Here is a 12,022-nt window from a genome sequence, read left to right as displayed (position 1 = left end):
CGAACACGCGCGGACGCGAACGAAAAATAGGGAAGACCGGCGACTGAACCGCTCAGAACCGGTCCAGCGAAAACGTCTCGATGTCGTGTTCGGTTTCGCCCTCGAGCGTGAGGTCCGCGAGCACCTCGCCGATCGCGGTCGCGAACGTGGCCCCATGGCCCGAAAAACCGGCACCGATAGCGACCTGCGGGTGGTCGGCGAGCGTATCGAGGACGAAATCGCCGTCGGGCGTACTCGCCGACGGACGCGCCTGCAGACCCATCGTCGGCCCCGCGCCGTCCGGGAAGTGCTCCTCGGCGAACTCCCGGAGGAGACGCTCGTCCGCCTGCGTCGGTTCGCGTTCGAACGCGCGCGGTGAGTCGGCGGTCTCCCGACGATTACACCGGCCGAGCTCGAACCCGGGGACGTCGTGGACGGGAAACCCGTAGAATAGGCCCTCGGGAACCTGCAGCGTCCAGACCGGATGTGCTTCGGGTTCGAAGGATTCCGGTACCTCGGGCTGGAGCCTCGCCAGCACCTGTCGGTCGGGAACGACGATTCCCTCGAGTTCGTCGACGAACTGTGCGGTCCACGCGCCGGCCGTGACGACGAGGTTGTCCGCCTCGTACCTCGCGTGGTCCGTGTCGACGGTGACGTCGCCGTCTCCCGTCGACTGCCAGCCGACGACGCGCTCTCGAGCCCGGATCGTCGCCCCCGCGTCGTGGGCGCGCTCGACGTGGGCGACGATACACCGCTGGGAAGCGAGAAAGCCGCCGTCGGGTTGGTATATCGCCTCGTACGCCTCCGGGAGTTGAAATCCCGGATACCGATCGGAGAGGGCCGCACTCGAGAGCGATTCGTACTCGAGGCCGTGTTCCTCGCAGGCCTGGCGCGATCGCTCGAGGCGATCGCTTCCCGCGGGTCCGGCCTCGATCGACCCGGTCTCGTAGGTGAGCCGCCTGTCGTGGCCCGCCTCGAGGTCGGTCCAGAGTTCGTCGGCACGTCGGCGCAGGGAAACGTACGCGGGGTCGCCCTCGTACGCGCGTCGGATGCGACGCGTCCCGGCGGAACCGTCTCCGCGCGGAACGTCGTCGCGCTCGAGGCCGAGGACGGTCGTCCCCCGCTCGGCGAGGTGCGCGACCGTCGCAGCGCCCACCTCGCCGACGCCGAGGACGATCGCGTCGTACCGGTCGGTCATGCACCGACGTATCACGGCACGGACGAAAACCCTTCTCACTTTCGACGGCTCACTCGTCCGAACCGTCGCCGCTCGAGCGCCCGTTCGCCGCCCGGTCGCGAACGCGGCGCTTCTGTCGGCGTTCGCTCACGTGGTCGAGGCCGTCGGCTAACTCGTCTCGCACCTCGCTCTCGAACCGATCGAGTTCCTCGAGGAAGACCTCGGAGAACTCCTCGACGAGTTCGAACGTCCACTGGTCGCTGACCGCGCCCGCCGGGAGGTGCTGGTCCCGGAGTTCGTCGGCCCACGCGTCGTGACCCGCGTCTCGAAGTCGGGACTCCGCGTCCGCCATTCGATCCATCGCGTGGCCGAGCTGGTGGTGAAACGCAAGCAGCGAGCCGTAGGCCCGGTGGACGTGCTCGATTCCCAGCTGGAGATTGTGAAGTGCCTCGAGTTCCGCGTCGCTCAGCTCGAGGTCGTCGGCTCCGCCGGTCGGTGGTGTCTCTGAATCGTCCATGGTACCCCCCTGACGGCGGGTGGCGACAAAAAGTTACAGACGGGAGGGGTGGATAGACTGCCGAGCGGATCCAACTCGGTGCGATCGGACCGGCAGGTCGGCATACGCGATACGCTCGAATCGGCGGGTCGGCCAAACCAGTGCGATCGGGTCGACCAGTGCCGACCGAGTTAGCGACGCCCGAACAGTCGCTCGTAGAGACTCCGCTTGGTCGGCCGTTCGGCGAGGACGACCGATTTATCGATTTTCTCGATGACCTCGAGATGTAACGACCCCGAGACGAGTCGCGAAAGGAGCCCTCGTTCGGTCGCACCGATAACGAGCATCGTCTGGTCGTCGACGGCGCGACAGATCGCGTCCTCGACGTCGCCGGAGTCGTCGACCTCGAGTGTGGCATCGTCTAATCCGTGTTCTGCGGCCCACTCCCGTAAGAACTTCTCGCCTGCCTCGCGCTCGTCCGGCCCGTCGACGATGTGCAACAGCGTTATCTCCGAACCGGTCCCCGATCGGAGTAGTTTGACGACCTCGGCGCTCAGATCGGAGTCCGGACCGCCGGCGGTCGGAAGCACGATTCTCGAGGCGTCCAAGTCCCGCTCTCTGAGGACCAGGAAGTCACAGGGAAGCTGCTGGGTCAGTTCGCCGAGCGGCCGTTCGGCGCGGGCGGCGTCCCACAGGTCGTCGACCTCCCAGTTCATCACGACGAGGTCGGTGTGCTTTCGCTCTGCGGTCCTGAAGATCTCCTCGAACGAACGGTAGGTAACAACCGTCGACGTCTCGACGCCGACATTGTAGCTCTCGACCGTCTCGCGGATCCCCTCGAGTTGGCTGTCGGACTCGTCGATGATCTGCTGGCGCTGGTCCATGCTGTAGCCGGCGATCGTCTGGTCGGGAAGCTGGACGATGTGGACGACGTGGACGACCGCCGACTCCTTCTGGCTGGCGAGCGTGCTCGCGAAGTTGACGAGCGCCGACTCGGTCCGCGGGTTGGCGATCGGAACGAGAATGCGGAACGTATCGGGGTCCGCCGCGGTCTCCTCGACGGTGTCGATCAGGGGCACGAACGAGCGACCGGCGATCCCGCCCAACAGCCACTCGGTCGGGGTGAGGCGCGAATCCGCCCCGCCGAAGCGGGCGGACTCGAGGCGCTCCTCGCTGGTCTGATAGTAATTGACGATGGTGACGAGCACGACGCCGCCGATGGTGTTGCCGAGCAACACCGGGAGGACGAATCCCGTCAATCCCGGGAGCAACTCGAGTTCGCCGACGAAGACGACGTAGGCCATTTCGGTGAAGGAGGTGACCACGTGAAAGAGGTTCCCCAGCGGGATCGCAAGAAACGCGAGGTAGACGACGACGAGCCGGGAAATCGTATCGCGTGAGGCGAATGCGACCCAGACGACGCCGGCGACGATGAGCCCGGCGAAGGCGGCCTTGAAGAAGAGGTCGAACCACGGCGTCTCCGCGCCGTGGGTGCCGAGGTAGACCGCCGCGTCAGCCGCGTCGTCCGAGAAGACGCCGCCCCACGCGAGGACCGCCGCGCCGATCGTTCCCCCGATGAAGTTACCGATGATGACGATCAGCCAGTGGCGAAGCAACGCCGGGACGCTGGCCAGTCGCTCGATGGTGAGCGCGACGGGCGGGAGGGTGTTCTCGGTGTAAAGCTGGTAGCCGCCGATGATGATGTAGATGAACCCGAGCGGGTACAGCAGCGCGCTCAGTATCGGGTGTCCGTCGGTCGCACCGCGCAGCGACGAGTAGAGCAACACCGTGATCGAGATCGCCAGCCCGGCGGCGATGCTGCTAAACAGCAGTTCGCGACTTCCGGAGGTGATCTCCTCGTCGGCGGCGGCCACGATCCGCTGGAACACTTCGTCGGAGGAAAACCGATCCCGAACGACTGCACCGACCGCCGGCGCCCCGCTTCTGGACCGCTCGACCGCATCACGGACCGCATCCACCTCGTCGGGCGGTCCCGTATCCCGCTCCTGGGTCGTCTCCGCCTCCCGTGTTGCCCCCGCCTCCGCGGAGGAGTCGGAATCGTTCATTGGTTGGGTCAAACGAGCAAAGCGACTAAGCGTTTGGCTTTTGAGCCCGCGAAACCGGCGACATGTGCCGCCGAAACGAACGGAGACTCGAGTATCGTTCGAGTGGGCTCTCGTTCGACGAGCCGACCACCGAAACGAGTCGTCAGGCTGTACTCGTCCACGTCTCGCCAATCGCCGGCGCACTCGCGTCGAACCCGTCGTCGGCTAACTCGGCCGCGAACGCCCCACACCGGTCGCCGTGAACCGCGAGAACCTCCGTCTCGCGGTAGGACTCGAGAAACGAAAGCAGTCCGAAAGGATATGGTATGTGTCAGAGAGTGTGATTACCCATCGACCGACCGGATATCAAGAAGGAATCGACGAGGACAAACATCGCGGGCTGCTAACAGAGGGTAATGAAAATCCGGTTTCTCGGTGGAGTTCACGAGGTCGGTCGGAGCGCCATCCTCGTGAACGACCGCCTTCTTCTTGACTACGGGATGTTGACCGGGAACCCGCCACAGTTTCCGGTGGATACGCCCGACCCCGATGCTGTTGTAGTCAGTCATGGTCACCTCGATCACGTTGGCGCAATTCCATCGCTCCTCTCCGGCGACCGTCGCCCACCGATCCACTGGACACCACCGACACGAGAATTAGCACTGACGCTTGCCCGCGACACGCTCAAACTCCACGGCGGTACCTACGACTGTCCATTTACGGAAGAAGAGGTGCGGCGAGTTACTCAGGTCTCCAAGACGCACAGCTACCGAGAGAGCTTTGAGGCGGCTGGCCACGAGATCACGTTCTTCAACGCAGGTCATATCCCGGGGAGTGCTCACGTCCTCGTAGACGATGGCGAAACGAGGCTCTTCTACACGGCGGACTTCCATACAGAAGATCAGCGATTGGTCTCGGCATCGACTGCCCGCCCCGACGCTGACGTCGTCATCTGTGAAAGCACATACTCTGACGTCGAGCATGAGCGTCGACAGCGCATCGAGGATCAGTTCGCCGAGAGTATCGAAACGACGCTCTGGGAGGGCGGTACCGCCGTCGTGCCGGCATTTGCCATCGGACGGACACAGGAGATGCTACTTGTCTGTGAAGCCCGTGACATCGACTGTTACGTCGACGGTATGGGAAAACAAGTGACTCAGATGCTCCGACGCCACCCAGAGTTCGTCCGAGACGATGAGGCACTCCGCCGAGCGAAGTCGAACGCTCGCTTCGTCACCGGCCGAGATGGTCAGCGGAAACGAATTGCTGCTCAGAATACGGTTATCGTTACGACCAGCGGTATGCTATCTGGAGGACCGGCCATGACGTACATTCCAGAGATTCGGTCAAGTCCAACGAACAAGATCGCGCTCACGGGCTATCAGGTCGAGGGGACACCGGGGCGCGAACTTTTAGAATCTGGCCGAGCTGAGATCGACGGTCGCGTCATGCCCGTCAGCGCGCAGGCTGAATGGTACGACTTCTCTGCACATGCAGACCGTGACGGACTGTTGAACTTACTCAGTGAGTATAAAGATAGTCGGGTTCTTGTAAATCATGGCGACCGCTGTGATGCGTTTGCTGAGGAACTCTCTGAGATTGGATATGCGGCATCGGCACCAGAACTAGGTGACGAGGTCACAGCTTAGCTGCCTGGACTTGTCGAAAACACCATTATAGATTACGGCGGTTGTGCCAAATAGATTCACGTAGTGGTCAGCAGACATAGCCGTAACCACCACGGTGTCAGACGTCTGGCCGCGATTGTTCTCACGGCGTACTACCGCCCGCAACATGGTGAAAATTCTGAGAAACGGCCGATAAGATAGCCGAGGCTTCCGCTGATTGATTGCGGCGTGCGTAAATACCACCGTATTGATCCGGCACCAGTCCCTCGACACTTGGTCGAATAATTACAGATAATGACATCATCCACCCGCTCTCAACGTAGACCAAGCTTGGACCAACAACAAATGAACGTCGTTCCAGTAGATAGTGACCGCCAGATCACGTATACTGAATACGGATGTCCAGATGGAGTTCCAGTGGTATTTCTCCACGGAACGCCCGGGTCTCGTCAGCTAGGGGCGCTTTTTGAGGCAGAAGCGCAGGAGAACGGCGTTCGAGTACTCGCGCCCGATAGACCAGGATACGGCCGCTCCTCACCGTGGCCGAATCGCTCAGTGCGTGATGCCGCTGAGTTCGTTACGCCAGTTCTGGACGACGCAGACGTGCAAACTGCGGGTCTCATCGCATTCTCTGGTGGCAGTCCATACGCGCTATCAATAGCAGCAACGCAAGCCGAGAGAATTAACCAAATCGATATTATTGCCGGGGCGACGCCCCCGACCGCCAGCGATGAATCCCCTGCGATACAACGACTCCTGGCGAGTTTGGCGACCACGACACCATCCGTCCTCCGAGGACTCTTCCGTGGACAGATGTGGCTGGCGGAACGCTTGGATCCGTCGTTCGTCGTCGGGCAATATACTGCAAATGACGACGCGGTAGCCAACGCTGCGGCAGAGATCGTGAAGGAGGACTTCGTCGAGGCGTTCGCCCATTCTCGCAATGGCGCAGTGATTGAGTTCCGCGATACAGCAACTGACTGGGGTGTCGACTTCGACGAGATCGACGTAGAAGTACGGTTGTGGCACGGGAGTAACGATACGAACGTACCGATTGCCGGGGCTCGTCGCCTAGAAGGGGAGATACCGAGCGCCGAACTGCACGTTCTCGACGATGCAGACCACCTTCAGACGCTGCTTCGGAGTACTCCCCACGTGATGGAGGGTATCGATGACTGACTCCCAACACGGCGGTTCGACAGCTATGGACGCCGACGTGCTGATCGTCGGTGGAGGTCTGGCTGGCCTCGCGGTGGCAAACTACCTCGCCCGTTTCGACTACGAACCGACGATAGTCGAACAGCGCGCCGAATGGGATAGGAGTGGATACGGTATCGGCCTCTGGGCTGATGGCCAAGCTGTACTCGCGGACCTCGACCTTCTGTCGTCCGTCCGTGAGGTCGCGACTGACCCGCGAGCGGTTGCCGTGCATGCGAGCGATGAGAAAGTTCTCACACGGATGTCGATCCCGCGAGGACAATCGCTTCTCTTGGCGGTTCACCGTGCCGACCTGCACGCGACCCTCCATAATCATATTCCTGAAGCATGGCTCCGAATGGACACAGAACCAGTCCGAATCAACGAGACCCGCGGCGGCGTTGAAGTCACATTCGACGACGGTTCGACGGAGACGTTCGATGTTGTCGTCGGTGCGGACGGCGTACATTCCACCGTCCGTGAGCAGTGCTTTACCGACTGGACGGTACGCGAACGCGATACGTACATCTGGTCACTCTGGGCTCATCAAGACATCAAGATCGGCCCGGACATGGTCAGCGTTTGGGGTCCCGGAAGTGAAGGATTCGTGGCACGCGTCGGCGACCGCGTCGGATTCAATCTTGCCGCACGCCACGACACACCGGTAGCCGGGCCGGCCCGCGAGACGCTCCGCGATCATGCAGAAGCCATTGGTTGGAAACTCCCGGCGCTCCTCGACGGAACGGACGACGAGCCGTTCTTCGACCGCGTCCGAGAGGTTTCCTGTGAGAGCTGGCATACAGATCGTATCGTATTAATCGGCGATGCTGCGCACGCGGTTCACCCGATCTCAGGCATGGGCGCGTCGCTCGCGCTACAGGACGCCCGTGTGCTAGCCCAAGAACTGCTGACGACGGACCGATCGTCGTCTCGGAAAGCTTTCAGTCGGTTCGAACAGCGCCGCCGCCCCGATGCAAAACGCGTCCACCGAACTGCCCGAGTTGAGTCCACGTTCACACTCCTCAAATCACCCGTCCTTCGTCGGGCACGGAACGGTCTGACGAAACGGACACCGCTGTTCGAATGGTTTCTCAAACGTGAATTACGTTAGATAGTATGACGACCAGATCCCTCCATATCATTGCACTGGGTTTGGAGCTGCTCGGTCGAGACCATACTGATTGATATGTGGCTCAGTCGAACGCCGTTCAACGGCGGCATGAAACGAATCCAGTTCTCGGCCACCTATCCGAAGCGATTCATTCACCCACTTCACCAGCAGATCATGGAGCGGACATCGATTTCACGGGCCGAGCTGCTGATGTGGAGTCCGACCGAAGACGCGACGACGTTGTTCTGGTGTGACGGGGATCGAGAAGCGACTGAGAAAGCCATCGCCCATATCGACTCGCTTCTCGTTAGTAACTTCGTCGTGGATAATGATGGGACGTACGCGTTTCTACGGCAGTCCGACTACGAGTTCGCTTCGGCACTGCTGGATACAATCGAAGGTTCAAACGTGATTTTCCTCCCGCCAGTCGTCTTTCTCGAGACGGGTGAGGTACAGTTCGAAGCGGTCGGTGAAACGGCGGCACTCAGTACGTTCTACGAAAAGCTCTCCGAACTCGGTGAACTCACCATCGAACAGGTCCACGACTTCGAGCGGAAGAACTCGCCTTCACACCTCACTGACCGGCAAGAGGCGGCACTGGAGGCCGCGGTCTCGGTCGGCTATTACGAAGTACCTCGGGAGGGAACGGTTGCTGATATCGCAGGTGTACTAAACTGCTCGACGAGTACCGCCGGGGAACTGGTGCGGAAAGCAGAGGCAGCCGTGATTCAAAGCCATACCGAAACGGAGTGACGAGAGTGTCAAATGCGTCCGGCACAGGTTCGCGGGGAATCCAGCATTCGGCGATTAGTCTTTTCTACGCCGACCGAGAACGTCGTCCAACGTTGACGGATTGGCCTGAGAGGCGGAGCTCTTCTAAACTGAATCGGTGCCCCTACGAAGCTGACATAATAAGCGGGGAGGGAGTTATTACGAAGGGACGGCAGGTTCATCAGGACAAAGTGGAAGGCATCTGAATTTTAGCTATGGCGTCTGATCCGTTTACCGTTGCTGCTACAGGGGACGCAATCCTCGCACAGTCTATATCAGAACTGGAAGACGAAACGGAGGAGTTTGCCGCGCTTCTTGACGTTCTCCGTGAGACGGATGCGGCGGTAACTCAGGTCGAGCCTGTCTTGGTAACCACAGATAATCAACACGCCTCTCTGCGGCAGGTGACCGACCAGTACCAGTACCTCGCCCCATTCCCAGGCACAATCATGGGAACCACCCCCAGTATTCTTGGCGAACTGACCGACATGGGACTAAATCTCTTCACAGCCGCCTCTAATCACGCTCTCGACTTCGGGACCACTGGACTTCGAACCACCCTCTCTGCGATGCGTACGCGCGATCTCACGTTCGCAGGTATCGGACGGAACTTGACCGAGGCGCGAGATCCAGCGTATTTGGACACTGAAGCAGGCCGTGTCGGCCTCCTCAATGCTACAACGAGTATCCCACCTGGGGGAGAAGCGGGTGTCTCAACGCCTACGTTCGATGGCACATGCGGTGTCAATCCGCTTCACGTAGAGTGGACATACCGTATGATGCCTGAACATCTCGATCAGCTTCGGATGATCGCCTCCCAGACCGGGATTGACCAAGTTAAAGGGGAGTGGCTCCGGCGGACAAATCCTGATTGGCAGACCGATGACGCGTACTACTTCATGCAGATGCGATGTGCCCCCGCCACAGAGCAGCAGTCGCCTGGAATTTATCATTCTATTCACGAGCGTGACCGTGAAGCGCTCCTCGCCCGGGTCAGCGACGCGGATGCTATGACTGGGTGATAATGGGTTTGCACGCTCATCAGGCCAGAAACGGGAATCGAAATACGAGTGAGACACCCCTGTTCCTTCAGCAGTTCGCCCATGAATGTGTAGAAGCAGGCGTTGATGTAGTCGTCATAACCGGTCCGCACACTCTCCGTGGGATCGAAGTTCATCAGCGACGACCGATTTTCTATTCGCTCGGAAACTTCTTCTTCCACGAAGATGCCATCCGTCGGATCCCCGAGTCTATCAACCAAACTGTGGAATCGACTGTGCCTGACGTACGCGGAGAGGTTGCCTCACCAGAGACAGATTCAACCGTCACACATGATACGGACAACTGGATATCTGTCGTCCCACAGTGTGAATTTTCGGCAGATGGGACGCTCGCTAACGTGACTCTCTATCCATGCACCCTCCAACCACGCGCGCCTACTCCGCAGCGCGGTACACCGGCGCTTGCAACCGGCGAAAAAGCCCATGAGATTCTCCAAACGCTTGCTGAGCGCTCAGAGGCGTTCGGCACTACCATCCATATTAACGGTGATACCGGGACGATTGATCTGCCGTGACGTTTTCACGTTTATTCCTCTCGCCGTAGGGAATACCCTGGGACTATCTCATGACGATCATTCAGAATGACCACCTTCGTCCACCTCACAGCGTCAGCCAACGTTGTTAGGCATACGTGACCTCGTAGCCGGCGACCTCGAAGGTCTCGCGGTAGTCGTGGGTTTCGGACACCTGACTCACCTGCGCGAGCTCGGCCTCGGTGAACGGACAGTCATAGCTCCCGCCGCGCCGAGTCGGCCCGTTCGAGACGCCGTGGAGTTTCAGCGTGTCTCGAGCGAGCACCATCCGAGATCCCGGGTCGGCGGCGTCCAGTTGATCTCTGGTCGCGTATCGCCCGCCAGCAACGAGGCAAGCGACCCGACGTGATCGAGGTGGCCGTGGCTCACGACGATCGCTTCCGGGTCGACATCGCCGACGGGAAACGACGGCGGGTTCCCCGAATCCATGCCGAAACCGACCACCAGCGTCCCGTCGATCACGAGCACCTTCGACCGACTTCGCCGGCACCGCCGCGAAACTCGAGTTCCATCTGACGGTCCTACCGGTTCGAGGGGTTTTCGTCCATCGGTTCGCCCCCGTCGGTAGCGACGCCGATGAGATAGAGATCGAGCAGACAGACGAGCAAAACCGCGAGCGGAACGGCCACGTCGGCGTAGGCGACCGACTCGAGTTGCAGCGCCGTCACGACGAACGGATCGCTCGGGTCGAAGGCACCGACGACGGTTCGGGCGCTCAGGAAGGCGAGTGCAAGCGCGTACAGACCGAACCAGGCGAAGCCGCGGCGCCACTTCCCGAGATACCAGTGTCCTGCGCCCGCGACGAGCACCGACAAGACGTACGCCGGCCAGTACGGACGAGCGGCGTCACTCATCGGCGGCGAGCAAGCCCTGGAACGGGAGGTGCGCGGCTCGCTCGAGCCGTGTTCGGGGAGCGAGTTCGGACTGGTGGATGTCGTCGGAATGGCGATCCGACGAACCCTGGGCCGATCGAGCGGGGTCGTCAACAGCGGGCGAATCCTCACCGTCGGCCGTCGCGGGACCTCGATCGATCGGATCGACCGTCTCGATGGTCTCGAGGGCGCTTCGGGCGGACTCGAGTTCGTCCTCGAGGACGGCCGATCGATCACCCGCCTCCAGCGAGCCGTCGCGGTTGCCGACCGGTCCGTCGAGCGCGCACTCGCTCGCCGACAGCGGCGGTTCGTCCGTGTCATCGTCGAACGATCGCGCCGAGAGGACGCGAGTCGCGACCCACCGGGGTGATTCGTCCCGTGTGTCGACCGATCCGCGTTCGGCGATCGAGAGGGCCCGCGAGAGCGACGCGCCGTAAGCGCGAGCGGATTCGCGGACGGTTTCGGTCGCGCCGGCCGCCGCCGCCCCGAGTTCGGCGGCGGCACCCGCGAGTATCGCGGTCGGCGCGTCGCCGGCCGGCCGGTCCGGCCGGCTGGTCCGCGATGGGTCCGACACCGGCGTCGTGTCCGATCCCGAATCGCCCTCGGACGTCGCGTAGGCACTCGCCAGGGCGTTCGAGGCGTCCGTGAGCACGCGGAACAGTTCGAGCCGACCGCCGTCGGCCGGCGAGGCGTCGCCGATCGAGGCGTGGGCGAAGGCGTGGAGGTAATCGCCCGCGAGGATAGCCGCGTCACGCTCGGCCGCGCTCTCGTACCGGTCCGCCGCGAGCAGGTCGTTTCGGAGTCGAACGTAGCCCTGAAGCGGTTCGACGACGAGCGCGATCGACTCGAGCGTTCGCGCGCTCGGCCCGTCGCTCGAGACCGCCCCGGCGCTCGCTCGACAGAGAGCGACCGGAAACGACCGATCGACGGGTTCGAGCGCGTCGAACGCGATCGATCGAACCTCCGGGGAGAGCGCGGGGAGCGTTCGATCGAGTCGGTCTGCGATCGTTTCTCGGGCGGGCGTGGAGGTGCGTTCAGTCATGGTCGATCACCGGCGGACGTCGTCGAATCCCGTCTATCCGCCGTGCACCCGCAGTGACGGACCCCGACCGGCCGACTGGCCGACAGGATTGGCGTTCGAGACGGCGCCGG

The 12,022-nt window shown here is 61.8% G+C and carries 11 protein-coding genes and 2 pseudogenes; 6 read left to right on the top strand and 7 right to left on the bottom strand.

What is annotated here, in order from left to right:
• Positions 1–52 precede the first annotated feature (52 nt).
• The 4 genes and pseudogenes from solA to BM348_RS21770 all read right to left on the bottom strand — a co-directional run.
• Entirely contained in the window at positions 53–1,177 is a 1,125-nt protein-coding gene (solA, locus tag BM348_RS03630; protein ID WP_092902080.1) for an N-methyl-L-tryptophan oxidase, read from the bottom strand.
• 49 nt (positions 1,178–1,226) lie between these two features.
• Positions 1,227–1,673, bottom strand: a complete 447-nt coding sequence (locus BM348_RS03625; RefSeq protein WP_092902074.1) for a hypothetical protein — start codon at positions 1,671–1,673, stop codon at positions 1,227–1,229.
• Between the two features lie 170 nt (positions 1,674–1,843).
• Positions 1,844–3,718: a formate/nitrite transporter family protein gene (locus BM348_RS03620; protein ID WP_092902071.1), complete on the bottom strand. Its 1,875-nt coding sequence runs from the start codon at positions 3,716–3,718 to the stop codon at positions 1,844–1,846.
• Between the two features lie 142 nt (positions 3,719–3,860).
• Positions 3,861–4,010: pseudogene (locus tag BM348_RS21770) on the bottom strand (MBL fold metallo-hydrolase); the annotation flags it as partial.
• A gap of 103 nt (positions 4,011–4,113) precedes the next feature.
• On the opposite strand from BM348_RS21770, the gene BM348_RS03610 reads away from it, so the two are divergent.
• The 6 genes from BM348_RS03610 (at position 4,114) to BM348_RS22345 (ending at position 9,980) form a co-directional block, all read left to right on the top strand.
• The gene (locus BM348_RS03610) at positions 4,114–5,346 is read left to right on the top strand and encodes an MBL fold metallo-hydrolase (RefSeq protein ID WP_092902065.1); all 1,233 of its coding nucleotides are present in this window, start codon (positions 4,114–4,116) and stop codon (positions 5,344–5,346) included.
• 309 nt (positions 5,347–5,655) lie between these two features.
• Entirely contained in the window at positions 5,656–6,504 is an 849-nt protein-coding gene (locus BM348_RS03605) for an alpha/beta fold hydrolase (protein WP_245779389.1), read from the top strand.
• Complete coding sequence (locus tag BM348_RS03600) at positions 6,497–7,633, top strand: FAD-dependent oxidoreductase (protein ID WP_217641991.1); 1,137 nt, start codon at positions 6,497–6,499, stop codon at positions 7,631–7,633. The genes BM348_RS03605 and BM348_RS03600 overlap by 8 nt, the downstream gene beginning before the upstream one ends.
• A gap of 75 nt (positions 7,634–7,708) precedes the next feature.
• A complete protein-coding gene (locus BM348_RS03595; protein WP_245779388.1) occupies positions 7,709–8,386 on the top strand; it encodes a helix-turn-helix domain-containing protein in 678 nt (225 codons plus the stop codon).
• Positions 8,387–8,619: 233 nt separating this feature from the next.
• Positions 8,620–9,426, top strand: coding sequence for a CapA family protein (locus BM348_RS03590; protein ID WP_092902056.1), 807 nt, complete (start codon positions 8,620–8,622; stop codon positions 9,424–9,426).
• A 2-nt stretch (positions 9,427–9,428) separates the two neighbouring features.
• Positions 9,429–9,980 carry a CapA family protein gene (locus tag BM348_RS22345; RefSeq protein WP_092902053.1) on the top strand — a complete coding sequence of 184 codons (552 nt, stop codon included), beginning with the start codon at positions 9,429–9,431 and terminating at the stop codon, positions 9,978–9,980.
• Between the two features lie 112 nt (positions 9,981–10,092).
• Here BM348_RS22345 and BM348_RS03580 read toward each other — a convergent pair.
• The 3 genes and pseudogenes from BM348_RS03580 to BM348_RS03570 form a co-directional block, all read right to left on the bottom strand.
• Positions 10,093–10,510, bottom strand: a pseudogene (locus tag BM348_RS03580) (MBL fold metallo-hydrolase); the annotation flags it as partial.
• 9 nt (positions 10,511–10,519) lie between these two features.
• Positions 10,520–10,852 carry a hypothetical protein gene (locus tag BM348_RS03575; RefSeq protein WP_092902050.1) on the bottom strand — a complete coding sequence of 111 codons (333 nt, stop codon included), beginning with the start codon at positions 10,850–10,852 and terminating at the stop codon, positions 10,520–10,522.
• Positions 10,845–11,912, bottom strand: a complete 1,068-nt coding sequence (locus BM348_RS03570) for a hypothetical protein (RefSeq protein WP_092902047.1) — start codon at positions 11,910–11,912, stop codon at positions 10,845–10,847. Before BM348_RS03570 ends, BM348_RS03575 begins: the two co-directional genes overlap by 8 nt.
• Positions 11,913–12,022 lie beyond the last annotated feature (110 nt).

The sequence above is a fragment of the Halostagnicola kamekurae genome (assembly GCF_900116205.1).
GTDB lineage: Archaea > Halobacteriota > Halobacteria > Halobacteriales > Natrialbaceae > Halostagnicola > Halostagnicola kamekurae.
The sequence above is the reverse complement of the archived record's forward strand: the minus strand, read 5'-3'. Positions and strand labels throughout refer to the sequence as shown.